The sequence below is a fragment of the Polaribacter vadi genome, from assembly GCF_018861005.1.
Taxonomy (GTDB): domain Bacteria; phylum Bacteroidota; class Bacteroidia; order Flavobacteriales; family Flavobacteriaceae; genus Polaribacter; species Polaribacter vadi_A.
Genome location: NZ_JAHKQL010000017.1, coordinates 81,422 through 106,016 on the forward strand (window position 1 = coordinate 81,422; position 24,595 = coordinate 106,016).

Genomic DNA, 24,595 nt, shown 5'->3' on the forward strand with positions numbered 1-24,595 from the left:
CCCCCAAAAACATGACTGCTGAAAACTGGAAAAATAAAGGTAAATTCGTTACCATAGAAAACAAAAAAGTATTTGTAATAGATGAAGGTGATAAACCTGGTACTCTTGCTATACTTCATGGATATCCAACTTCTTCTTACGATTATCATAGAATAATACCTGAACTTGCAAAGTATTTTAGAATTGTTGTACACGATCATTTAGGTTTTGGTTTTTCTGATAAACCAGACTCTTTAACCTATTCTTTAATAGATCAAGCTGATATCGCCTTACAACTTTGGAACAAATTAGGCTTAAAAAGTGTAACTATTTTAGCACATGATTATGGTACATCTATAGCTAAAGAAATTTTGGCTCGTAAAAACCATAATTTAATTCCTATTAGAATTAACAAAATGTATTTGTGTAGTAGCAGTATGAGACTAGAACATTTACATTTAAGAAACATAGACAAACTACTTAAAGACAGAAAATTAGGAAGATACATTTCTAGACTTACAAGTTATGGTTATCGTAAAATAAAAAGAAAGTTTAAGAAAGATAACATCAATTATCAAATTCAAAAAGATTACGATATAAAAGATATGTGGAATCAATTAAATTCTACAGAAGGACAAAAAGAAGTTCATTTTTTAAGTAATTTTATAAACGAACGTTATACTTATTGGCACAGATGGACAAATGCTTTAAAAGAAGCTAAAATACCTGTTAAAATTTTCTGGGAAAAAACGGATCCTGTTGCTATTAAAGAAATTGCTATTGTTTTAGCTACTGAAGATGTTAGTAAATATTTAGTTTGGATAGAAAATGTGAAACATTATTCTATTATAGAAACACCAAATAGTTGGATTAAATTAGTCTTTGATTATCAAAATATAGATAAACCTGTTTTTTAAATTTTATAAAATATTTTAATGGAAACAAAAGAATGGGCTCAGAAAGGTAAAATGGTTTCTGTACTTAATACAAAGGTATTTGTTATTGATGAAGGTAATAGCGAAGAAACTTTAGTATTACAGCATGGCTATGCAACTTCATCTATAGATTATTATAAAGTTTTACCAGAATTAAGTAAGTATTATAGAGTAGTAATACAAGATTTTGTAGGATTTGGCTTTTCTGATAAACCTTCAAATTATTATTTTAATATTTTACAACAAACAGATGTTTGCTTAGAATTATGGAGAATTTTAGATCTTAAAAACATAACTCTTGTTGGGCATAATTATAGTACACAAATTGCTTTAGAGGTGTTAACCAGACAAAGAACAAAACTTATACAAATTGAAGTAAAAAAAGTTGTAATTTTAAATAGTATAATCTCTTTTGATCATAATAATTTAGATAAAGTAAGCTTACATCCTTTAGAACAATTTTCTAATAAAATATTATTAATGCTAAATTCGTTTTCGTTTTACAAAATGAAAATTAAAGATTTCTTTTATGAAAATAATAGTATTTCTGATGAAGAAATTAAAGCTAAGTGGATATTAATAGAACATAAAAGCGGAAGAGAAATCATAGATTATTTACCAAGTTATATAACAGAAAGTAAATTATTATGGCGCAGATGGTTTAATACCTTACAAGTAAACACAACACCTGCAAAGATAATTTCTGGTAAAAATGATATAATTTTTAATGAAAATGAAGCAACTCGTTTTTCTGAAGAGTTTAAAAATAGTACTTTACATTTTATTGATAATTGTGGGCACTACCCTATGTTAGAAAAACCAGAGGATTTTATACAATCAATAATATCTTAAAATAACTTAATTTACGCTATTAAATTGAATAAGTTATAGAGAGTATAGGTAAAGATTATTTTTATAAAAAAAACTCAAGAAAATAAATTCTTGAGCTTATATTTTACTAAATAAAAAACATTATTTACAATCTACTTAACAAATCATTCTTTTTAGAAGTAAATTCATCTTCAGATAAAATTCCTTTGTCTTTTAAACTAGCTAATTTTTCTATTTTACCAAAAATATCTTCCTCAAAGAAACTATTGTCTTCTTGTAAATTTGATATTTGCTGATTATTAGGTTTAAAGATATCTTCTTCAACTAATAAAGGTAATGGTTCTGATTGTTTAGCCGTTTCTTGAACGCCAGAAACAATTGGTAAAGTACTTAAATCTACTGTACCAAATTGACTCGTAAAGGTTACTGAATAATTACCTCCTTGTTGTTGACCTACTCCACCAATATTGTTGTTTAAAGTATCGAAAATAGTAACTTTTCCATTTTGCTGAATTGCCAAACGATTAATATTGTTAAAAATAGCATAACTAGTTCCGTTTTGACTACCTGTTGAATTAGGGTAACCTAAATCTCCCCACCAATTTCCAGAAAAACCACCTTGCTGATTTTCTAATCTTGGTAAAGGTTTATATTGTATTGCTCCTTGCTGAATAAAGTTCGATAATTCTGCACAAAGTCCGTCTACAGTATATTTAAGTTGGTTATTGAACATATCACCAACCATAGTCATACCTCCTAACATCCATTGGCCACCACCACCTAATTCTTGTATATTAAATTGCGCCATTGTTCCATTACTATTCATTAAACAATGTGTTAGATCTGTAACTGCGTTTGAACTAATTCCGTATTTATTTGCAACGTTTAACATGTTTTGAAAACTTGCGTCTGTGAAAATTGCATTCATTTTATATGAGATTTTATTTCTTTTTTTTTATTAAAAATTGCTTCACAATTTTAGTGACAAAGGTAGACTATAGTATTTGTTTAAGTCATTAAAATACATTAAGTTTTTAAAATATTTGTTTGATTTTAAACTAGTTAAGACAAAGTAAAACTAATAAAAATGTATTGTAAACAGTCTAATAAATAAGTAATTCTATACTTTTTAGGGTAATATTGAACATATATTATATTTTATATAATTTTGTTCTTAACATCCATAAAAAAAGCCCAAGTTTTAACTTGAGCTTTTTAATATATTATAAAATATTTTATTAGTAAAACTGCTTACTAAAAGAAATGTTTTTAAATATTAATACTTATACTTATGCTTTAAAATTAATCTTACGCATACGTAAGCTTTCTGGAGTAACTTCTAAATACTCATCAGCTTTAATGTATTCCATATTTTCTTCTAAAGAAAAATCAATTTTTGGAGCAATTTTCATAGCATCATCTGTACCAGATTTACGCATATTTGTTAATTGCTTTCCTTTAATTAAGTTTACAGCCATATCATCTGATTTAGAATTTTCTCCAATAACCTGACCAACATAAATTTCTTGGTTGATATCAATAAAGAAAACACCTCTATCTTGTAAACGGTTTAATGCATAAGCTGTTGCTTTACCTGCTGCAGAAGAAACGATTGCTCCTTTTACTTCTTCAGTAAAGTCTCCTTTATAAGGACCATATTCACTAAATCTATGGTTAATAATAGCTGTACCACCTGTTGCTGTTAAAATTTTATTTCTTAAACCAATCAATCCTCTAGAAGGAATTGAAAATTCTAAATGTTGTAAATCTCCTTTTGGTTCCATTACTAACATATCTCCTTTTCTAAGAGATACTAAGTTAATTGCTTTAGAAGCCATTTCTTCTGGTACATCAATAGACAATGTTTCCATTGGCTCATGTTTTTTACCATCTATTTCTTTAATAATTACTTGTGGTCTACCCACTTGTAATTCATATCCTTCTCTACGCATTGTTTCAATCAATACTGATAAATGTAAAACTCCACGTCCAAAAACGTTAAATTTATCTTCACTATCAGTAGTTTCTACTTTTAATGCAAGGTTTTTTTCTAATTCTTTAAATAAACGATCTCTTAAGTGACGAGATGTTACAAATTTACCTTCTTTACCAAAGAAAGGAGAGTTGTTAATTGTAAACAACATACTCATTGTAGGTTGATCTATTTCTGTTCTTGGTAATGCTTCTGGGTTTTCTAAATCAGCAATTGTATCACCAATTTCAAAACCTTCAACACCTGTAATTGCACAAATATCTCCACAAGGTACTTTATCTACTTGAACTTTACCCATTCCTTCGAATACGTGTAATTCTTTAATTCTTACTTTTTTAGTAGAACCGTCAGCTTTACATAACATGTAATCTTTACCAACTTCTAAGTCTCCTCTAAAAATACGCCCAATTGCAATTCTTCCTGTAAATTTAGAAAAATCTAAAGAAGTAATTTGCATTTGTGCAGTACCTTCATTGTATTTAGTTGCAGGAATAGATTCTAATACAGCATCTAATAAAGGTACAATATCTGTAGTTTCGTTTTGCCAATCTGTACTCATCCAATTGTTCTTTGCAGAACCATAAATTGTAGTAAAGTCTAACTGCTCTTCTGTAGCTTCTAAAGCAAACATTAAGTCAAAAACTTTTTCATGAACGATATCAGGAGTACAGTTTTCTTTATCTACTTTGTTTACTACAACAATAGGAGTTAATCCTAATTCTAAGGCTTTACCTAATACAAAACGAGTTTGTGGCATTGGTCCTTCAAATGCATCAACTAATAACAAAACACCATCAGCCATTTTTAATACACGTTCTACTTCTCCACCAAAATCGGCGTGACCAGGAGTATCAATTACGTTAATTTTTGTGTTTTTATAGTTTACAGAAACGTTTTTAGAAAGAATAGTAATTCCTCTTTCTCTTTCTAAATCATTGTTATCTAACAATAAATCTGTACGTTCTTTACGTTCGTCTAAAATTTTTGCTTGATCTATAATTTTATCTACTAACGTTGTTTTTCCGTGATCAACGTGTGCAATAATTGCGATGTTTCTGATTTGCATGCTTAAATTCTTAAATTTCGTGCAAAAGTAGTTGATTAAATGTAATTTATTACTATTCTACATGTTATTTTTGAGTTGTTATATTTTAAAGACTAAAAATAGTAGAGTATAATTAGGCTAAATTTTAAAAACATCCATTTTTTAAGTTATAAAATGCGCTTTTATTATCATTTTTCTCTAAAATATCAATTGCCTTTTTACTTCTAATTCCAATTGCACAGTAAACAACAGTTGGTTTTTGAGTATCAATCTCATCTAATCTATCATCCAATTCACTTAATGGAATATTTTTACCTCCAATATTATAATCTTCATGTTCGTATTCTTCACGAACATCTAATAAATTGTAGTTTTCTATATTATTTTCAATCTCTTCTAAAGTTATTTCGTTTTTTACTGATTTTATTCCACAGAAAAAATCATAATCTTCTTCTAATTTAGTGATGTTGGCATTTTCTGATTTCTCAAATTTTAATGTTAACTGACGCATTGTTAAGGTGTCATAAATAAGAACTTTGTTTGTTAACACTTCTCCTATTTCGCAAATCATTTTAATGACTTCGTTTGCCTGAAAACTGCCTATAATTCCTGGCAAAACTCCTAAGACTCCTATTTCTGAACAATTTGGAGATTCATTTGGTTTTGGTGGAATTGGATACAAACATCTATAACTTGCACTTTCTTTATAATTTAATACACTCACTTGACCTTCAAACTTAAAAATAGCTCCGTAAACCAAAGGTTTTCTGGTGATAATTGATGCATCATTAGTTAAATATCGAGTAGAAAAATTATCACTTCCATCTACAATAATATCATATTTTTCAAATAAAGAAATTGCATTTTCTCTTGTTAACTTTTCTTGATATACATCGAATGTTACAAACGGATTTAATTTTGATAATCTTTTTGAAGCTGTTACTGCTTTAGAAAATCCAATATCATCAATAGTATATAAAATTTGACGTTGTAAATTACTTTGATCCACTACATCATCATCTATAATTCCGATTGTTCCTACTCCTGCAGCAGTTAGATATTGTAAAACTGGGCAACCTAAACCACCAGCTCCTATCACCAAAACTTTTGCTTTTTTAAGTTTTAATTGTCCTTTCTCTCCTATTTTATCTAAAATAAGATGACGATTGTATTGCTTTTTTTCTTCGGATGTTAGCATCTCTATTTTGATTAAAACTTGTAATTTATAATTTGAAATCGGTAATTAATAACTAAAATATTCCCAATCTTTCCAAACCACTTCTAAACCTCTACTTTTTAACATTTCTACTACTTTTTCTGTACTTCTTTCATCCGAAATTTCGAATTGTTCTAAAGATTGTGGTTCTACAGAATATCCACCAGGATTTGTTTTAGACTCTGCACTGATGGATGTAATGCCCAAATTAACAATATTATTTCTAAAAATTTCACTTTCTCTAGTAGACATTGATAATTCTACATCTTCATCTAACAAACGAAAAGCACAAATTAATTGTACCAAATCTGAATCTGTCATTTCAACTTTTGGATCTAAACCTCCTGAATGTGGACGTAATCTAGGAAAAGAAATTGAATACTTGGTTTTCCAATACGTTTTTTGCAAATATTGTAAATGTAACGCTGTAAAAAAACTATCTGCTCTCCAATCTTCCAACCCAAATAAAGCGCCTAAACCAATTTTATGAACTCCAGCTTTTCCTAAACGATCTGGTGTGTCTAAACGATAATCGAAATTCGATTTTTTTCCTTTTGGATGGTGTTTTTTATACTCATCTCTATGATAGGTTTCTTGATATACCAAAACCGCATACAAACCATTTTGTATTAAAAGTTCATATTCATCTTGATCTAAAGGCTGAACTTCTATAGTAATATTAGAAAAATGAGAACGGATTAATCGAATCGCATTATTAATATAATCTACACCCACTTTTTGATTGGCTTCTCCAGTAACTAATAAAATATGATCGTAACCTTTGTGCTTTAAAAATGCAACTTCCTTTAAAATTTCTGCATCTGTTAACGTTCTTCTCGGAATTTTATTTGTCAAACTAAAACCACAATAAGTGCAAATATTCTGACACTCGTTACTCAAATACATTGGTGCATACATTTGCATCGTATTTCCGAATCTTTTTTTGGTTAAAACCTTACTTTTATAAGCCATTTCTTCTAAAAAAGGTTTGGCTGCAGGAGAAATTAATGCTTTAAAATCTTCTAAATCTCGCTTCTCTTTTGCTAAAGCTTGTTTTACCTCAACTTCTGTTTTATTAAAAATACTTTGTAATATAAAATCCCAATTGTAAGTATCAAAAAGTGTTTTAAAATGACTCATTTCTTAATTTAAAAAACTGGTTAATGGACTACTGGCTTCTGCTTGATTTTTTATAAGAGCCAATTTTGCTTCAAAAGCCATTCTTCCAGATTCAACAGCCATTTTAAATGCTTTTGCCATAGAAATCGGATTTTGAGAAACCGCAATTGCAGTATTTACCAAAACTGCATCTGCACCTAATTCCATTGCGTGAGCTGCATGAGAAGGTGCTCCAATACCAGCATCTACAATAACTGGCACATTAGATTGTTCTATAATAATCTCTAAAAAATCTTGTGTTTTTAAACCTTTATTACTCCCAATTGGTGCACCTAAAGGCATTACGCATTGCGCACCTACTTCTTCTAATCGTTTGCATAAAACAGGATCTGCATGAATATAAGGCATCACTACAAAACCCAATTTAACCAACTCTTCAGCAGCTTTTAAAGTTTCTATTGGATCTGGTAATAAATATCTTGGATCTGGATGAATTTCCAATTTCACCCAATTGGTTTGTAAAGCTTCTCTTGATAACTCTGCTGCAAAAATCGCTTCTTTTGCAGTTCTAACTCCAGAAGTATTTGGCAATAAATTGATGTGTTTATGATTTAAATGTGTTAAAATATCATCTTCATCATTTGTAACATCTACTCTTTTTAAAGCCACTGTTATCAATTCACTTTCTGATGCTAATAAAGATGCTCTCATTAATTTGGAGGAACTAAATTTTCCTGTTCCTGTAAACAAACGAGATGTAAATTCTTTATCGGCTATTTTTAATTTTTGATTCATTTTTTTTATTTTTTTTTATCAATCATCTAGCAAACAACTTTTTGCTCTTTTTGATTATTTATAATTTGATAAAATTTTGAAACTGTATGGATATCTTTTGTAATTGTTCCAGACACAGCAACTCCATAAATACCCGTATTTATAATTTCTGAAACATCTTTTAGCTCAATTCCTCCAATAGCAATTATGGGTGTTTTAGTTTCAAGTTTTTCTAATATATTTTGATATCCTAAAACGCCTAAAACCGGACTTAAATTCTTTTTTGTTTTGGTAAATTGATAAGGTCCTAAACCAATATAATCTACTTTTTTATCTAATAAAATTTTACAATCTTCAACTGTATTTGCGGTTCCTCCTATTATAAAAGAGCTTCCTAAAAACTCACGAACTATTAACGGACATTCATCATTTTTACCCAAATGAACTCCGTCAGCATTTACTGTTTTTGCAATTTTATAATAATCGTTAATAATTAATTTTGTTTGATATTTTGATGTTATTTCTCTCGCTTTTTTGGCTGTTTCTAAAATGACATCAACATCTAAATTTTTTAATCGTAATTGCACCCAATCTGCACCAGTAATACAAACTTTTTCTAGATTACTTAAATGCTCTTCTGGTGTTTTACCTTGTGTTATGTATTGTAATTTACAAATCATTAATTCTGATAAATATGTGTCCCTAATAAGGTTTTGTTAGAACTTAAAAATTGTTCCGTATATAATTTTGCATTTTTACAAGCATCTTCTAAAGGAATATCTTTTGATAAATTCGCAGCCAAAGCTGATGATAAAACACACCCACTTCCATGTTTTTCGAATTTAGAATCCGTGGTTATTGGTGGAATATTCAGTTTTACAATTTTACTGTAATGCACTTCATCCCAACCGACTTTATCTTTTCTATGACCGCCTTTTAGATAAATATTTGTTTTTTCTGATATAAAATCGATAGTTTCTTCTATTGATTTATCAGGAAATAAATCTTTTATTTCGTTGTAATTTGGCGTAATAAAATGACAGTTTTGTAATACTTTTTCAAAAACCAGTAAATCTTGTTTTGAATGAAAACTAAACCCTGCACTTGCCTTTAAGATTGGATCTAAAACTATTTTTATTTCAGAATTATTCTTCTTTAAGAGCAATACAACTTCTAACAAAACTTCCCAAGATTGAATGATTCCTATTTTTACTATTGAAATTGAAAACCGTTCGAAAAGCAATTCAATTTGATTTAAAATAACTTGTTTATCTATCCAAATACAGTTTTTAAATTCAACATCATTTTGAACTGTAACTGCTGTACAAACAGATAAGCCATATAAACCATGCGCTTCAAATGTTTTAATATCAGAAGTGATTCCTGCTCCACTTGAAGGATCTAAACCTGCAATAGTAAGTATGTAGTTTTTTTGATTCAAATTTTTAAGCTTTTAGTTTTTAATCCTGAAATAGATTATTGTTTTGTAAATATGTTCTCGATACATTTTTATTTCGTTTTAACTCAATAAAAACACTCGAACTGACAGATCAAAATCATACTAACGAGTAAAACTTCTCCTTTATACTTTTAAAACTCTCTACAGGATTTTCTACATTCCAAACGCCACCTAAAACTCCAATTCCTTTAAAACCTAATTGTATGGTTTCTTGGATGGTTTCTCTATTGATTCCTCCCATTCCTATAATTGTTTTATTGATATGATTGACATCAAAACCTCTACCTTGATAACCTTGTTTTGATATTGATGAAAAAACAGGACTCAATAAATGATAATCGAATATTAAATTACAAGCCGCTAAATCTTCTGGTTCGTGAAAAGAACTGCTCATTGTTTTACCATTCATTTTTAAACCATTAAAATATCCAATTCCTTTTTCTAAAGAATCTTTTCTTTTTTGTTCCTGAAAATGGATTCCTTTTAAATTAAAATCATTGATCAATTCGTGATAAAAATGTACTACAATTCTATTATGATATTTTCTATCTATTTGATTTAAATACACAATGTGTTCTTCGTAATTTTTATCTGGTTTTCTAAAATGATAAAATTGTAAACCTTCTTTAAATAATTGATTTAATATTTCAATTTCATTAGGAATGTCTTGTTCTGGAGCGATTAGAATTATCATAACTGTTTAGTTTTGAGTTAGGGATTGAAGTGGCATCCTTTTTTGTTTTTTCTACAAAAAAGATATAACGTAAAGCCCGACCACGCTTTTTTTTCAAAAGCGTGGGAACTTCCTAAAAATTTTACAAATACACTTCTGATCCTTTTTCTTTAAATTCTTTCGATTTTTCTTCCATTCCTTTTTGAAAAATTTCATTGTTCTCATCAATTTCATTTTCAGCAGCAAAATCTCGCACTTCTTGCGATATTTTCATAGAGCAAAATTTAGGTCCACACATAGAACAGAAATGGGCAATTTTTGCACCTGCAGCAGGTAAAGTTTCATCGTGATATTCTCTAGCACGTTCTGGATCGAGTCCTAAATTGAATTGATCTTCCCAACGAAACTCAAATCGCGCCATACTTAATGCATTGTCTCTGTGCTGAGCACCTGGGTGACCTTTTGCCAAATCAGCTGCATGCGCTGCTAGTTTATAAGTAACAACTCCCACACGAACATCTTCTTTATTAGGCAAACCCAAATGTTCTTTTGGTGTTACATAACACAACATTGCACAGCCATACCAACCAATCATAGCAGCTCCAATTCCAGATGTAATATGATCGTAACCTGGTGCAATATCAGTTGTTAAAGGCCCTAAAGTGTAAAAAGGAGCTTCGTCACAAACTTCGATTTGCTTTTCCATATTTTCTTTAATCATATGCATTGGCACGTGTCCTGGACCTTCTATAAAACACTGAACTTCGTGCTTACGAGCAATTTGTGTTAATTCTCCTAAAGTTTCTAATTCAGCAAACTGAGCTTCGTCATTGGCATCTGCTACAGAACCTGGTCGTAAACCATCACCTAAAGAAAAAGCAACATCATATTGTTTTAAAATTTCGCAAATATCTTCGAAATGTGTGTACAAAAAACTTTCTTTATGATGTGCCAAACACCATTTTGCCATAATAGAACCACCTCTTGATACAATACCTGTTACACGTTTTGCAGTCATTGGCACATAACGTAACAAAACACCTGCGTGAATGGTAAAATAATCTACACCTTGTTCTGCTTGTTCTATTAAAGTGTCTTTAAAAATTTCCCAAGTTAAATCTTCTGCAACTCCGTTTACTTTTTCTAAAGCTTGATAAATAGGAACTGTACCCACAGGAACAGGCGAATTACGTACAATCCACTCTCTGGTTTCATGAATATTTTGACCTGTTGATAAATCCATAATATTATCTGCTCCCCATCTACAAGCCCAAACTGCTTTTTCTACTTCTTCTTCTATGGATGATGTAGTTGCTGAATTACCAATATTTGCATTAATTTTTACCAAGAAATTTCTCCCTAAGATCATAGGTTCTGCTTCTGGATGATTGATGTTTGATGGAATTACAGCACGACCTCTTGCAACTTCGCTTCTTACAAATTCTGGTGTAATTTTCTCTGGAATTGATGCGCCAAAATGTTCGCCTTTGTGTTGTTTTCTTATTTCGTTCATTTCATCAATTCGTTGATTTTCACGAATTGAGATGTACTCCATTTCTGGAGTAATAATACCTTTTTTAGCATAATGTAATTGGGTTACATTTTGTCCTTTTTTAGCACGTTTTGGCTTGTGTTTTAAATCGAAACGCATGTGGTCTAAACTTTTATCACTTAAACGTTCGTTACAATATTTTGATGAAAATGCATCTAATTGCTCAACATCATTTCTATCTAAAATCCATTGTTCTTTAATTCTTTCTATTCCATTATGAACATTGATTTCTTTACTTGGGTCTGTGTATGGCCCAGAAGTATCGTAAACAGTAACAGGTTCATTTGGCGTTTTATTTTTCGTCATGGAATCAATTGTATCACTCAAAGAAATTTCACGCATTGCTACGTTAATTTGTGGATGTATTTTTCCTTGAACATAATTTTTTTTCGAGTTTGGAAAAGGATTTCTTGTTACTTGACCTTTTTTTGGTGCTGTGTCTTTTTTCTTCATAATATATTTTAAAAGATGTTGTTTTGTTTATTATTAAAACTATTGTGTAGTATTATAAAACTTAGTCAATTTTCGTAAATTTTGCGGTTTCAAAAAGTTCTCGAAACAATTTTTCGTATCTTAAAATCACTCGAACTGACATATTTAATTATTTAATTATCGGTAGATTTATCCACCTTGGGTAGATTTTATAATTAAAACAACATCTTCTTGTTGAAGAATTTTAGAACTCCAATCTGTTTTTTTAACAACAGCATTATTTATGGCAATAGCAATGCCATTGGTAGTGATTTTTAAATAATCAACCAATTCTTGTAATGTTGTTTTGTTGGAAATTTCTTGAGTTTCGTTGTTTACTTTTATAGTCATCATACTTGATTTTTAAAGTAAACTCTAGAAGAAAATAGATACATTTATATACACATAATATGTATAAGCATGCATTTAAGAATGACTTTTTCCTACGTTGGTATTAACCAAATCAGGTTCTAAGGATATTTCTCAAACTAGTAAAACTAGCTACTCCTAAAGTTTAATAATTCAAATATATTATATTTAATGATACAATATATGGATTTAATGTTTTTTATTTTTTATCTCCAGGTAAATCATCTTGAAATGCTGATGGTAAAATATCTGGGATTAATTTGATTAAAAGCGGTAATAATAAAGCTCCACCAGGCAATAAGAAAACAGCTAAAGCAGGTATTGCTTTACAAATATCTAACAACTGAACTCTAATTTTTTCTTTTTCTTCTGATGACAAATTAGAGTGCATAGATTTTTTTATAAGCACAACAGCTTCTTTGCTTTGCCTTAATTCTTGATCAAGTCTAAGCTTATTTCTAATAAGTAACTGTTTTAACTCTTCTATGCTAGTCATTATAATTTTCTTCTCTTTCTTTCTGTTTTAAGTAAATTTAATTCTCTGCTGGTTTGCCCAGCCACAGAAGTATTTTCTTCTGCTCTTCTAATTAAATACGGCATCACATCTCTAACAGGACCAAAAGGTAGGTATTTTGCCACATTATAACCTTGATTTGCTAAATTATAACTGATATGATCGCTCATACCAAAAAGCTGTCCAAACCAAAGACGATTGTCATTAACTTTTATATCATATTTTTTTGCTAAACCCATTAACAAATAAGAACTTTCTTCATTATGAGTACCTGCAAAAACAGCCATTTTCGAGTGTTCCATCATATATTTTATGGCAGCATCGTAATTAATATCTGTAGTCTTTTTGTCTTTACAAATTGGTGAAGGATATCCTTTTTCCTGGGCTCTTTCTCGCTCTTTTTCCATGTAAGCACCACGAACTACTTTCATACCAATGTGAAAATTTTTCTCTTGTGCTTTTTGATGCAACGCTTTAAGATAATCCATTCTATCATGCCTGTACATTTGTAAAGTATTAAAAACAATGGCTTTTTCTTTATTATAAGTAGCCATTAATTCTTCTATTAATTCATCAGCAGCTTTTTGCATCCAACTTTCTTCTGCATCAATTAATAAAGGCACATCTTTTTCTACAGCAATTTTACACACTTTATGAAAACGATCTTCTACTCTTTTCCATTCTTCTTTTTCTTCGGGTGTTAAATCGATATCTTCTGATATTTTTTGATACAATCCAAATCTTCCAAAACCTGATGGTTTAAATACAGCATAAGGAATGGATTTTTTTTCTTCACAAAAATTAATAATTCTAAGAATTTTATTCAAAGCACCATCAAAACTAACTTCTTCGTCTTTACCTTCTACAGAATAATCTAACACACTATGCACTTTTCCATTATCGAACATATTATCGATAATTGGCAAACAATCATCTTCGGTTACGCCTCCACAAAAATGATCGAAAACGGTAGTACGAATTAAACCTTCTATTGGCAAATGGGCTTTTAAAGCAAAGTTGGTTACTGCACTACCTATTTTTACCATGGGTTGACTTTGTATCATCTTAAATAAAAAATACGCACGCTCTAATTGAGAATCAGATTTTAATGCAAAAGCAACCTCTGTGTTATCGAAAAGTTTCATAATTTGAATTTTACTAAAAACAAAGATAGTTGAAGAGTACAAATAATTCAATTATTTATTTTTAATTTGCATACTAAATAAATAAACGAATGCAAACCATACAAGCAGTTTCTTATCCTGTTCATTTTCAAGAAGAAAGTTATAAAGTGCTTTCTAAATTAATCAAAAAAAATAATTATTCTACAATCTTTATTTTGGTTGATGAGAATACTTTAGAGCATTGTTATCCGAAGTTTATACCCAATTTAGCTACAGATAAAAAGATTGAATTGATAGAAATTGAATCTGGAGAAATCAACAAAAATTTAGAAACTTGTATTGGTGTTTGGAATGCAATTACAGATTTAGGTGGAGATCGAAAAAGTTTATTGATTACTTTAGGTGGTGGTGTTATTACAGATTTAGGTGGTTTTGTTGCATCGTGTTTTAAACGCGGAATCGATTTTGTAAACATACCAACAACCTTATTATCCATGGTTGATGCTTCTGTGGGTGGAAAAACTGGTGTAGATCTTGGTGTTTTAAAAAACCAAATTGGTTTGTTTGCAAATCCGCAAATGGTAATTGTTGATAATGCCTATTTAGAAACGGTTGCACCAAGAGAAATAAAATCAGGTACTGCAGAAATTATTAAATATGGTGTAACTTATGACATCAACTTATTTAATCAAATAAAAGATAACAAAGACTTAAATATTAGCGATTTAATTTTTAGATCTGTAGAGATTAAAAACGAAGTTGTTTTACAAGATCCTAAAGAAAAAAATTTACGTAAAATTTTAAATTTTGGGCATACTTTAGGCCACGCCATAGAATCTTTTTACTTAGAATCTGAAGACAAAGAAAACTTAACGCATGGAGAAGCAATTGCAATTGGTATGGTTTGCGAATGTTATATGTCTGCTAAATTATTAGGTTTTCCTGAAGAAAAAGTTACTGATGTTAAAGACGTTGTAGTATCTATTTATGATAAAATAATGTTGTTAAAAGAAGATTTTTCATCAATCTTAGATTTACTAAAACACGATAAGAAAAACGTAAACGGACAAGTAAACTTTGTGCTTTTAAACGATTTTGAAGACTTTAAAATTGATTGTAAAGTGCCTGAAGAATTAATTATAGAAAGTATGGAGTTTTATAATCAATAATACTTTTGATTAAAAATTTTGAAATTTATAACATACAAAAAGACCTTTCAATTATACAATTGAAAGGTCTTTTTAATTTAACCAACTAAATTTTTAAAACTCTCGTTTACCAAATTCGCTATCAATAAACTTCGATTTATTTTTAGCAGCATTAAATGTATAAGACAGATTTAGTGTAACCATATCTACTTCATAAACATAATTTGTGGTTGTGTAAAATTGATTGGCTCTAGAGGTTGTAATCCGTTGTTCGTTTGTGTTTAGCAAGCCCATATCTATATTTTGCCATTGTAAAGTTGCTGTTAATCTATCGTCCATAAACTTTTTTATGAACGTTAAGTTTGGTGAGTAAAAACGAGAATCTTCACCCATTGCTGTATTTCTATCAGACAAATAATTAAAGGTAAATTGTAAAGAAGCATTTTGCCAAAAATTATAAGTTGAATTTAAATTGATAGAATAAATTGTTGATTTAGAATCGATATCATAATTTCTTTCTATACCATCTCTGTGTCTAAAATTTAGAACGCCATCAATATCATAATTATACACATTTACGCCTATAAAATTAGTCCAATTGTCAGTTGGTTTTATAGTTGCACCCAATTCTAAACCTAACGAATTGCTTTTACCCACATTAGAATAAACTCGGTTGATAATACTATCTATAACTTGTCCATTTTCCTCGTAAGCTAAGGTATTTACACGATTTATAACATTATCTACATGTCTAAAATAAGCAGTTGCATACACAGAATTACCGCCTTTTAATTTTTTAGTGACACCTAATTCAACCAAATCTATAAACTCTGGTAATAAAGTATTATCACCTTGTTCAAAAACTTCAGAATGTTCACGTTCTGCAAAACTATTCATTTTAAAAGTAGTGGTTCTTTCTACTCTTTTGCTGTAAGCTGTTTTAATATTTGTTTTATCATTAACCTTATATTGTAAAGATGCAGATGGGAATAATTTTACAAAATCGTAATCGTATACATTTTCTGTAACTTCACTTAATAAGGCTTCTTTGTATTCTCTATCCATAGATTCTACACGAACACCAGCAGCATAATCCCATTTGCTTTTAGATGCAGAAACTTGTGCATAACCAGAATGAATACTTCTTTTTAAACTAATATCACTCGAAAATTCTGGTACTAAAACTCCATCTCTTTCATAAACAAATTTACCTGTATGATCTAAATCTCTATATTGATAACCCGTTTCTAAAGTTCCGAAAGAAAAAGGTTTCCATTTATAATCTAAATTAAAACGAGCTCCATACAAAGGATTATCATTGGTGTTGTATTCTCTTTGGTAAACGATATCATTATCTGGATGCCCTAAATTGTCATTCTCTGTTGGACCACCTAAAAAAGTATATTCGTATAAAATTGATGTAGAAATTTTAGATTGATTATCAAATTGATGAGCATAATCAAAACTACCTAAAGCAAAATCACCTTTTCGTATTCTTAAATTATGATTGTAATACGCAAAAGTATAATCTCTTGTAGATCCACCAATAGGTGAAATGGAATGATTATCATAATACACAATATCTGCCAAACGTTCTTTTGTACGTTTACCTGCAAAAAATCCTAAAGAAAAAGCATCAGATTTATTTGGAGTATAATCAATATTAAAACGTCCATTGTATGTAACTTCATCAAAACTACGCTCTCCATCAGAAGGCAAAAATGTGGTTTTATTTTCTGCTGCATTTACAATGAACATATCTCCTTCTCTTCTACCAGCTTTATCATTTCTCTGGTAACTAGCTCCAACAGAAACATTCCAATTATCTGTTCTGTTATTTACAGTTACGTCAATTCCGTATCTTTTTGCAGCAACTTTTGTTTCGTAATCTTCTATTGATGGGAAACCACCTTTGACATTTACTTGTGCAAAGGTTCCGTTTATTGCTCCTTTTTTAGTGATGATATTTAAAATACCTCCTTTACCTTCAGGATCGTATTTTGCAGAAGGAGCTGTAATTAACTCAACAGTTTCTAATGCATTTGCTGGTAATTGTGCTAAAATAGCACTGGTATCTCCTTGCGTTGGCTTACCATTTATTAAAACTGTAAAACCTTTACTACCTCTTACACTTATTTCGCCTAAACCATCAATAGTTACAGAAGGTAGATTTTTAACAACATCTACTGCATTACCACCCACTGTATTTTGAAACTTTTTAGTATCAAAAACCTGTCTGTCAATTTTGTGTAAAACTGCTTTTTTTTCTGATTTTAAAACCACTTCATTCAACTGATTGCTAGCACCTAAAGATAATTTAATTACCCCTAAATCTTTCTTTTCTCCTTTTTTATTGATGTTGATTGATGCTATTGTTTTTAATTGATAACCGATAAATGAAGCTTCTATATAATAATTACCTGGTTTTATATTATCAATAGAAAAAAGACCATCAAAATCTGTTACAACACCATTTACTAATGTTTTTGTAGTTGAATTATACAGTGCTATTGTTGCGTATTCTAGTGGATAATTTTCATCATTTTCAATAACCTTACCAGTTATTTGTGCAGTTGCAATCTGACTCAGCAATAAAGTCAGAAATAAAAACATACATTTTGTTAATCTCATTGTTTTACTTTTTAGTTAATTTTATTTGATTTGTTTCCATTATTAAGTGATTAGACTAACTCTTAACATAACATTTAATTGATTGATTTGTTAGTTATCAATTAAAATTTGAGTTCTAAATTATATCCTTAACAATATTAAACAAATGTAATTTTGAAACCAATAGCAAAATGGTGTATTTGAAAAACAAATGGTCTAAGAAGTAATATTTACTATTCTAAATTGCTTTGGGGTTAAATGTGTATACCTTTTAAAGTATTTTGTGAAGTGAGATGTGTCTTTAAAATCTAAGCTAAAAGCAATTTCACTAATCGATTCATTAGAATAAATTAAACGTCTTTTAACTTCTTTAATAATATGCTCAGCAACAACATCTGATGCAGTTTTATTAAACTCTTTTCTACAAACGGCATTTAAATTCTGAGGAGAAGTATTTAATCTGTCTGCGTAAAATTGTACATTATTTTTTAAATTTTGAGATAATAAATCTGTAAACAAAATCAATAAATCTGTTCTTTCTACTTTTTCTAACTGAGCGTAGTTTACTAGTTTGGCAAAAAGAGCTTTTAAGCCACCTTCTACTGCTTCACTGTTTATTATATCTTGCTTTTTTTCCCAAGCTAAAGAAGTAAAAAGTGCATTAAAAGAAAGATCTTCTTTTGAAACTTTTATTTTTGATTTATGCTGTAATTTTAAAAGCTGATTATTTAAAAGTTTATCTAGAGTTTTTTCTAAAAACGTTTCTTTTATAATAATTACGTAACCTTTGGGTTTTGTAGTAATTTCCCAATGATGTACTTCGTCTTTTTTAACAATAAAAACAGTTGCTGGTTTTATTTGATAACTTTTTAGATCTAAATGATGATAACCACTACCCTTTATAAAATATACAATTTCTAAATACTTATTATGTTTATGAGGCTTGGTGTAACGTTTATTTACATCAAACTCTTCAATTTTAATGTCTTTGTAATCTGATATTTTATTGTAGGTATTGATGTTATTTTTCATCAAATAAATTTAAATTTATTAAATACTGTCCATAAAAAAAAGCCTTTTTAATTAAAAGGCTTTTTTTATTTGTTTTTAAACAAAAAATTAAATTTTCTTAACTTTTACAGCATTCATACCACGCATTCCTTTTTCAAGTTCGAAAGAAACTTTATCATTTTCTGCAATAGTATCAATTAATCCACTAACGTGAGTAAAATATTTTTCACCATTGTCAGAATCTATAATAAAACCAAAACCTTTAGAACTATCAAAGAAATTTACTTTTCCTTTTCTTACAGGGTCTTCTTCTGGTAAATCTTCTTTTTTAGTTACAGATATCTGAATATCTTCTAACTCGTATTCTACTTTTAATTCTGGATCTGGTGGAGTATCTGTTAAATTTCCATTATGATCTACATAAGCAAACTGTATCCCTGAAGTTCCATTTTCTTCTTTGTTCGCTTTTCTTGCCTCCATTTTTTTACGCTTATCTGCTCTTTTCTTTAAGCGTTTTTTTTCTTTTTCACTTTTACTAAATGTTTGTTGCGATTTTGCCATTAACTATATAAATGTTTTTATTATGATTTAACCTATACTCGTTTGAGAAATTTTCTTTTTCTAAGAATATAAGCTTTAGAAATTGTCTTAAACCTAAAATTATAAAGACAATATAGCTAAGTAGGTAATTTTAAGAAATCTCTCTGTTTTACAAAGGTATTATAAAAAAAAAGGTTTTCAAAATTGAAAGCAATATTAAATTAATTCTAAGCTATAAATGTTAAAAAGTGTTAAAAACTCATTTTTCAAAAACCATAGTTTAAAACCTCTCGTAAGTAACTGTATAATCTAAATTAAAATACAATGACAACATTTAAAACTTTAGCATTAATAGGTGCAATTACAATCGGGTTAACATCTTGTACAGAAAGTAATAATGAATTAACTACTGAACTAGACACAAAAATTTTATTTACCTCTAATAATGGAGATGGTAACGTAAATATATACGATGTAAGTTCTATAAACGCAGTAACACAATCTACACTTACTACAAATACTACAAAAGCAGACGGAATATATTATGATGGAGATGAAGATTTAATTGTACAAGCAAATAGAACAACTTTTGGTTTAGAAGGTTATTCAGATATTTCAATTTTAACTTCTTCTATATCTACAACTGTAAACGCAAGTGTAACTGGTAGTTTAGACATGTCTAGCCCAAGAGAATTAGCTGTAAATGATAACTTTTATGTAGTTGCAGATAATGCTGATGCAGATGGCAATGAAACTACTGCTGATGGTAGATTATTTGTATATGCAAAAAACGGTGATAGTTTTACTTTAAGAAATACAATAACAACAGATATTAAACTTTGGGGAATTACATTTATTGGCAATGATTTATATGCAATTGCAGATACTACAAACGAATTAGCTGTTTATTCAAACTTTTTAAGTAATTCATCTACAACTACTTTATCAGCAACAAAGCAAATTGCTATTGAAGGTATTATTAGAACACATGGTTTAACTTATGATGCTATGACAGACACTATGATTTTAACTGATATTGGTGAAGCCAGCAATGGTCAAGATGATGGAGGGTTTCATGTAATAGAAAATTTTACTAGTAAATTTAGCAGTACAGCAGATGGTGCTACACTTGCTGCATCTGAACAAATTAGAATTGCTGGTTCAAATACGTTATTAGGTAACCCTGTTGATGTTGCTTATGATGGTGAATCTAAAACAGTATTTATTGCTGAAGCTGGTAATGGTGGAGGAAGAATTTTAGCTTACACTAACATTAGTAATGATGGTAACATTACACCAGTTTATAATGCGAGTTTAGCATCTGCATCTGCAGTATACTTGCATAAAGAATAAGATTTGTTTATTTGAATTATTTATAAAAGACCTTTTGATTTCTTCAAAAGGTCTTTTTTTATGATTAATAAGCAATGTTAAAAAATCATTAAAAAATAAATTAATTTCATATTTAATAGTAATACTATTATATTTGCACTTTTAATTATCAAGTATGAAAGATTTATTATCAGTTTTAAAAATATCTGTACCCAATAAAATTTTTATAAAAGATCCAGAAACCTCAGAATTAGGCAAAAGAATTATAGAAAATAGCATTATTTTAATTAATGATATTGGTTTTGAAAGTTTTACTTTTAAAAAATTAGGTGTTAAAATTAAATCGAACGAAAGTTCTATTTACAGGTATTTTGAAAGCAAACATAAACTTCTACTCTACTTATCTTCTTGGTATTGGGCTTGGTTAGAATACCAACTTGTATTAGAAACTTTTAGTATTTCTGATAAAAAAGAAAAATTGAACAAAGCAATACATATTGTTACAAAAACTGTTGAAAAAGACAGTAATTTTTCGCATATCAACGAAACCATATTATATAAAATAATAGTGAACGAAAGTTCTAAATCTTTTTTAACTAAAAAAGTAGACAAAGACAATAAAGAAGGCTATTTTGAAGTCTACAAACGTTTAATATTAAGATTAAAAAATATGATTGCTGATGTAAACCCTAACTATAAATTCCCTTTAAGTTTGGCAAGTACCATTATTGAAGGTGGTTTACATCAACATTTTTTACACGAGCATTTTCCCAAAATTACCAATGCTAAAAAAGGAAAAACACCAACAAAATTTTTTACAAACCTCATTCATCAAACTTTAAATTAATTCAATGGAAAACAAACAACTAACTCCTTGGCAACGTTTTATTGGATTGTTAAGATTAGAAAAAAAGGATATTTTTCAGATATTTTATTACGCTATTTTTGGCGGATTTGTAGCACTCACATTACCTCTTGGTATACAAGCTATTATCAATTTAATACAAGGTGCACAAGTATCTACTTCATGGGTAGTTTTGGTAGTTGTAGTTACAATTGGAGTACTTTTTTCTGGAGCTCTACAGCTAATGCAATTAAGAATTATAGAAACAATTCAACAAAGAATTTTTACAAGAGCTTCTTTTGAATTGAGCTATCGTTTTCCGAAAATAAAAATGAACGAATTGCACAATTATTATCCACCAGAATTAGCAAACCGTTTTTTCGATACAATTACAATTCAAAAAGGTTTATCTAAAATTTTAATTGATGTACCAACTGCAATTCTACAAATTATTTTTGCATTAATTTTATTGTCATTCTATCATCCCTTTTTTATCATTTTTGGTATTCTTTTATTATTCTTAATTTTCATAGTTTTTAAGTTTACTGCACAAAGAGGTTTAGAAACCAGCTTATTAGAGTCTAAAATTAAATACAAAGTAGCACATTGGATACAAGAAGTAGCTAGAACTGTGGTAAGTTTTAAACTTTCTGGTAATACCAATTTAGCCATGACAAAAAATGATGACCTGGTTAACAAATATTTAGAAGCAAGAGAAAATCATTTTAAAGTTTTACTCTTACAATTCAGTCAAATGATTGGTTTTAAAGTAATTGTTACTGCAAGTTTGTTATTAATTGGTGGCGCTTTAGTATTGAGCCAAGAAATGAATATTGGTCAATTTGTTGCTGCAGAAATTATTATACTTTTAGTAATTGGTTCTGTAGAAAAATTAATTATTGGTTTAGAATCTTTTTATGACGTGTTAACATCCATCGAAAAAATAGGACAAGTTGTAGACAAAGAGCTAGAGTCTCAAATTGGTGAAAAACCAATATTTAAAAACGGATTAAACTTAGAGCTAGATGAAGTTTTTTACGATGTAGAAGATAGAGAAAAATCGATCATTAAAAATATTTCATTAACCTTAAAACCAGAAAGTAGAATTTTGGTAATGGGAGAAAGTGGTGCTGGTAAATCTAGTTTATTACGTTTAATTTCTGGAATTATAGAACCTACTTCTGGTAACATTTATGTAAACAACTTATCTTTAAGCAGCTTACACAGAAACCATTACAGGTCTCAACTAGGTTTATCTCTTTCAGAGGAAACACCTTTTGAAGGTACAATTAGAGAAAACTTAATTTTTGGTAATGACAAAGTTAAAGACAATGAAATCTTTGAAATTTTAGAAGTTGTAGGTTTAGCACAATTTTTAAAAGAGCAACCTAGTGGTTTAGACACTATTCTATATCCAGAAGGTAAACAAATGTCTTATACAATTGCTAAAAAAATAATTTTAGCAAGAGCCATTATAAAGCAACCTAAAATAATGATTTTAGAAGATCCTTTAGATCAATTTAATCTAGAAGAAACAGTAAGAATTATTGATTATTTAACCAATGTAAAAAAACCTTGGTCTCTAATTGTGGTGAGTAGTAAAAAGAGTTGGAGAACGAAATGTAATCAGGTTATTACTTTAGAAAAAGGAGAAATTAAATCTATAAATTAAGAAAAAGTCATGTTAAACATTTCTAACAACCAATTAAATAAGACTGTAGATTTAAAAAAGTTTAAATCTGGTAAAAATATTTTTGCTAAAAATTATTACAAGTCTTTTAATAAATTTTTACTTGCAGCAGCAATCTTCGGGTTTATTACCCTCTTTTTACCTTGGACCCAGAATATTACTGGTAATGGTTTAGTAACTACATTAACACCAGATCAAAGACCACAAACTATTCAATCTCAAATTCCTGGAAGAATAGAACAATGGCTTGTAAAAGAAGGAGATACTGTAAAAAAAGGTGACGTTATTTTAAGAATATCCGAAGTAAAAAGCGATTATTTTGATAACAAATTAATAGAAAGAACTAATGAGCAAATTAATGCAAAAACCTCTTCTGTAAATGCTTATCAATTTAAAGTAGAAGCTTTAGACAGACAAATAATTGCTTTAAAAGAAGAACGAAAACTAAAACTAGAACAAGCCCAAAACAAATTATTACAATCTAAATTAAAAGTGAAAAGTGATAGTATAGATTTTGAGGCTGCAAAAACAAATATTAAAATTGCTGAAAGACAATTTACCAGAACTCAAACTTTACAAAACGAAGGTTTAAAAGCTGTAAAAGATGTTGAAGAAAAACGTTTAAAATTACAAGAAACTCAAGCGAAATTAGTTGGAAAAGAAAACAAATTATTAGCTACAAAAAATGATGTTTTAAACGCTAAAGTTGAAATATCTAGAGTAAAAGCAAGTTATGCAGATAAAATTTCGAAAGCAGAAAGCAATCGTTTTACAGCACAATCTAGTGGTTATGATGCTAAAGCACAGGTTTCTAAATTAGAAAATAGTAATAGTAATTACAAAGCAAGAAATAGTTTATTAAATGTTACTGCTCCTTTTGATGCGATTATTAACAAGGCTTTAAAAGGCGGAATTGGAGGTAACTTTAAAGAAGGTGAAGGTTTAGTGGGTATTATGCCAATTAAATACGATTTAGCTGTAGAAACTTTTGTAAGACCAATAGATTTACCTCTTTTACATATTGGTGAAGAAGTTCGTGTTCAGTTTGATGGTTGGCCAGCAATTGTATTTTCTGGTTGGCCAAATGTTTCTTACGGAACTTATGGAGCAAAAGTAGTTGCCATAGAAAATTTTATAAGCGATAATGGAAAATATAGAGTGCTTTTAGCACCAGACGAAACAGATCATAACTGGCCAGGTGCAATTAGAGTTGGTTCTGGTGCAAAAACAATTGCTCTTTTAGAAGATGTACCAATTTGGTTTGAACTTTGGCGACAATTAAACAGCTTTCCTCCTAATTATTATCAACCTGATACCAATAACAAAGGAAAAACGGACAGCAAAAAGAAAAAATAACAGCAATTCA

General features: G+C 29.2%; 22 protein-coding genes and 1 riboswitch. Of the genes, 7 read left to right on the plus strand and 15 right to left on the minus strand.

Translation table 11 applies throughout. The annotated features are described in order from the left end of the window. Window positions 1-11 precede the first annotated feature (11 nt). On the plus strand, window positions 12-896 hold the full coding sequence (locus tag KO506_RS10045; RefSeq protein WP_215994772.1) for an alpha/beta hydrolase: 885 nt from the start codon (window positions 12-14) through the stop codon (window positions 894-896). Between the two features lie 18 nt (window positions 897-914). Further along, window positions 915-1,766: an alpha/beta fold hydrolase gene (locus KO506_RS10050; RefSeq protein ID WP_215994773.1), complete on the plus strand. Its 852-nt coding sequence runs from the start codon at window positions 915-917 to the stop codon at window positions 1,764-1,766. Between the two features lie 124 nt (window positions 1,767-1,890). Here the strand turns inward: KO506_RS10050 and KO506_RS10055 are convergent, their stop codons facing one another. From KO506_RS10055 to KO506_RS10110, 12 genes are all read right to left on the minus strand, one after another. After that, window positions 1,891-2,673 carry an SHOCT domain-containing protein gene (locus KO506_RS10055; RefSeq protein WP_215994774.1) on the minus strand — a complete coding sequence of 261 codons (783 nt, stop codon included), beginning with the start codon at window positions 2,671-2,673 and terminating at the stop codon, window positions 1,891-1,893. Between the two features lie 361 nt (window positions 2,674-3,034). Then, a complete protein-coding gene (gene typA / locus KO506_RS10060) occupies window positions 3,035-4,804 on the minus strand; it encodes a translational GTPase TypA (protein WP_215994775.1) in 1,770 nt (589 codons plus the stop codon). A gap of 124 nt (window positions 4,805-4,928) precedes the next feature. Then, on the minus strand, window positions 4,929-5,981 hold the full coding sequence (gene moeB, locus KO506_RS10065) for a HesA/MoeB/ThiF family protein (RefSeq protein ID WP_215994776.1): 1,053 nt from the start codon (window positions 5,979-5,981) through the stop codon (window positions 4,929-4,931). 45 nt (window positions 5,982-6,026) lie between these two features. After that, window positions 6,027-7,139, minus strand: a complete 1,113-nt coding sequence (gene thiH, locus KO506_RS10070) for a 2-iminoacetate synthase ThiH (protein WP_215994777.1) — start codon at window positions 7,137-7,139, stop codon at window positions 6,027-6,029. 3 nt (window positions 7,140-7,142) lie between these two features. Beyond that, window positions 7,143-7,913 (minus strand): thiazole synthase, encoded by a 771-nt coding sequence (locus KO506_RS10075; RefSeq protein ID WP_215994778.1) that lies wholly within the window; start codon window positions 7,911-7,913, stop codon window positions 7,143-7,145. Window positions 7,914-7,939: 26 nt separating this feature from the next. Continuing rightward, a complete protein-coding gene (thiE, locus tag KO506_RS10080; RefSeq protein WP_215994779.1) occupies window positions 7,940-8,572 on the minus strand; it encodes a thiamine phosphate synthase in 633 nt (210 codons plus the stop codon). Continuing rightward, on the minus strand, window positions 8,572-9,333 hold the full coding sequence (locus tag KO506_RS10085) for a hydroxymethylpyrimidine/phosphomethylpyrimidine kinase (RefSeq protein WP_215994780.1): 762 nt from the start codon (window positions 9,331-9,333) through the stop codon (window positions 8,572-8,574). The genes thiE and KO506_RS10085 overlap by 1 nt, the downstream gene beginning before the upstream one ends. Window positions 9,334-9,448: 115 nt before the next feature. Beyond that, on the minus strand, window positions 9,449-10,045 hold the full coding sequence (locus KO506_RS10090) for a thiamine phosphate synthase (RefSeq protein ID WP_215994781.1): 597 nt from the start codon (window positions 10,043-10,045) through the stop codon (window positions 9,449-9,451). Between the two features lie 121 nt (window positions 10,046-10,166). Further along, the gene (gene thiC / locus KO506_RS10095; protein WP_215994782.1) at window positions 10,167-12,029 is read right to left on the minus strand and encodes a phosphomethylpyrimidine synthase ThiC; all 1,863 of its coding nucleotides are present in this window, start codon (window positions 12,027-12,029) and stop codon (window positions 10,167-10,169) included. A gap of 168 nt (window positions 12,030-12,197) precedes the next feature. After that, window positions 12,198-12,401, minus strand: a complete 204-nt coding sequence (thiS, locus tag KO506_RS10100; RefSeq protein WP_215994783.1) for a sulfur carrier protein ThiS — start codon at window positions 12,399-12,401, stop codon at window positions 12,198-12,200. 69 nt (window positions 12,402-12,470) lie between these two features. Further along, window positions 12,471-12,566: riboswitch (TPP riboswitch) on the minus strand. Window positions 12,567-12,615: 49 nt separating this feature from the next. Further along, a complete protein-coding gene (locus tag KO506_RS10105; RefSeq protein WP_215994784.1) occupies window positions 12,616-12,912 on the minus strand; it encodes an LETM1 domain-containing protein in 297 nt (98 codons plus the stop codon). After that, complete coding sequence (locus KO506_RS10110) at window positions 12,912-14,078, minus strand: proline dehydrogenase family protein (RefSeq protein ID WP_215994843.1); 1,167 nt, start codon at window positions 14,076-14,078, stop codon at window positions 12,912-12,914. Before KO506_RS10110 ends, KO506_RS10105 begins: the two co-directional genes overlap by 1 nt. An 86-nt stretch (window positions 14,079-14,164) precedes the next feature. Between KO506_RS10110 and aroB the strand changes: the two genes are divergently transcribed. Further along, complete coding sequence (gene aroB / locus KO506_RS10115; protein WP_215994785.1) at window positions 14,165-15,223, plus strand: 3-dehydroquinate synthase; 1,059 nt, start codon at window positions 14,165-14,167, stop codon at window positions 15,221-15,223. Window positions 15,224-15,316: 93 nt separating this feature from the next. On the opposite strand, the gene KO506_RS10120 is transcribed toward aroB, so the two are convergent. The 3 genes from KO506_RS10120 to KO506_RS10130 form a co-directional block, all read right to left on the minus strand. Beyond that, window positions 15,317-17,833 carry an outer membrane beta-barrel protein gene (locus tag KO506_RS10120; RefSeq protein ID WP_215994786.1) on the minus strand — a complete coding sequence of 839 codons (2,517 nt, stop codon included), beginning with the start codon at window positions 17,831-17,833 and terminating at the stop codon, window positions 15,317-15,319. A 195-nt stretch (window positions 17,834-18,028) separates the two neighbouring features. Next, on the minus strand, window positions 18,029-18,844 hold the full coding sequence (locus KO506_RS10125) for an AraC family transcriptional regulator (RefSeq protein WP_215994787.1): 816 nt from the start codon (window positions 18,842-18,844) through the stop codon (window positions 18,029-18,031). A gap of 87 nt (window positions 18,845-18,931) precedes the next feature. Then, window positions 18,932-19,384: a cold-shock protein gene (locus tag KO506_RS10130; protein WP_215994788.1), complete on the minus strand. Its 453-nt coding sequence runs from the start codon at window positions 19,382-19,384 to the stop codon at window positions 18,932-18,934. A gap of 303 nt (window positions 19,385-19,687) precedes the next feature. On the opposite strand from KO506_RS10130, the gene KO506_RS10135 reads away from it, so the two are divergent. From KO506_RS10135 to KO506_RS10150, 4 genes are all read left to right on the plus strand, one after another. Then, window positions 19,688-20,716 carry a hypothetical protein gene (locus tag KO506_RS10135; protein WP_215994789.1) on the plus strand — a complete coding sequence of 343 codons (1,029 nt, stop codon included), beginning with the start codon at window positions 19,688-19,690 and terminating at the stop codon, window positions 20,714-20,716. Between the two features lie 154 nt (window positions 20,717-20,870). Beyond that, on the plus strand, window positions 20,871-21,542 hold the full coding sequence (locus KO506_RS10140) for a TetR/AcrR family transcriptional regulator (RefSeq protein WP_215994790.1): 672 nt from the start codon (window positions 20,871-20,873) through the stop codon (window positions 21,540-21,542). Between the two features lie 4 nt (window positions 21,543-21,546). Further along, window positions 21,547-23,211, plus strand: coding sequence for a peptidase domain-containing ABC transporter (locus KO506_RS10145; protein WP_215994791.1), 1,665 nt, complete (start codon window positions 21,547-21,549; stop codon window positions 23,209-23,211). A gap of 9 nt (window positions 23,212-23,220) precedes the next feature. Beyond that, entirely contained in the window at window positions 23,221-24,585 is a 1,365-nt protein-coding gene (locus tag KO506_RS10150) for an HlyD family secretion protein (RefSeq protein WP_215994792.1), read from the plus strand. The last annotated feature ends 10 nt before the right edge of the window (window positions 24,586-24,595 follow it).

Excerpts from the sequence above, each read along its gene's own strand:
- thiS (WP_215994783.1), bottom strand. The coding sequence starts at position 12,401 with ATGATGACTATAAAAGTAAACAACGAAACTCAAGAAATTTCCAACAAA.
- KO506_RS10145 (WP_215994791.1), top strand. The coding sequence starts at position 21,547 with ATGGAAAACAAACAACTAACTCCTTGGCAACGTTTTATTGGATTGTTA.
- KO506_RS10120 (WP_215994786.1), bottom strand. The coding sequence starts at position 17,833 with ATGAGATTAACAAAATGTATGTTTTTATTTCTGACTTTATTGCTGAGT.
- aroB (WP_215994785.1), top strand. The coding sequence starts at position 14,165 with ATGCAAACCATACAAGCAGTTTCTTATCCTGTTCATTTTCAAGAAGAA.
- thiE (WP_215994779.1), bottom strand. The coding sequence starts at position 8,572 with ATGATTTGTAAATTACAATACATAACACAAGGTAAAACACCAGAAGAG.
- KO506_RS10140 (WP_215994790.1), top strand. The coding sequence starts at position 20,871 with ATGAAAGATTTATTATCAGTTTTAAAAATATCTGTACCCAATAAAATT.
- thiH (WP_215994777.1), bottom strand. The coding sequence starts at position 7,139 with ATGAGTCATTTTAAAACACTTTTTGATACTTACAATTGGGATTTTATA.
- KO506_RS10075 (WP_215994778.1), bottom strand. The coding sequence starts at position 7,913 with ATGAATCAAAAATTAAAAATAGCCGATAAAGAATTTACATCTCGTTTG.
- KO506_RS10050 (WP_215994773.1), top strand. The coding sequence starts at position 915 with ATGGAAACAAAAGAATGGGCTCAGAAAGGTAAAATGGTTTCTGTACTT.
- KO506_RS10130 (WP_215994788.1), bottom strand. The coding sequence starts at position 19,384 with ATGGCAAAATCGCAACAAACATTTAGTAAAAGTGAAAAAGAAAAAAAA.
- KO506_RS10125 (WP_215994787.1), bottom strand. The coding sequence starts at position 18,844 with ATGAAAAATAACATCAATACCTACAATAAAATATCAGATTACAAAGAC.
- KO506_RS10055 (WP_215994774.1), bottom strand. The coding sequence starts at position 2,673 with ATGAATGCAATTTTCACAGACGCAAGTTTTCAAAACATGTTAAACGTT.
- typA (WP_215994775.1), bottom strand. The coding sequence starts at position 4,804 with ATGCAAATCAGAAACATCGCAATTATTGCACACGTTGATCACGGAAAA.
- KO506_RS10045 (WP_215994772.1), top strand. The coding sequence starts at position 12 with ATGACTGCTGAAAACTGGAAAAATAAAGGTAAATTCGTTACCATAGAA.
- KO506_RS10135 (WP_215994789.1), top strand. The coding sequence starts at position 19,688 with ATGACAACATTTAAAACTTTAGCATTAATAGGTGCAATTACAATCGGG.
- KO506_RS10105 (WP_215994784.1), bottom strand. The coding sequence starts at position 12,912 with ATGACTAGCATAGAAGAGTTAAAACAGTTACTTATTAGAAATAAGCTT.
- KO506_RS10090 (WP_215994781.1), bottom strand. The coding sequence starts at position 10,045 with ATGATAATTCTAATCGCTCCAGAACAAGACATTCCTAATGAAATTGAA.
- KO506_RS10150 (WP_215994792.1), top strand. The coding sequence starts at position 23,221 with ATGTTAAACATTTCTAACAACCAATTAAATAAGACTGTAGATTTAAAA.
- moeB (WP_215994776.1), bottom strand. The coding sequence starts at position 5,981 with ATGCTAACATCCGAAGAAAAAAAGCAATACAATCGTCATCTTATTTTA.
- thiC (WP_215994782.1), bottom strand. The coding sequence starts at position 12,029 with ATGAAGAAAAAAGACACAGCACCAAAAAAAGGTCAAGTAACAAGAAAT.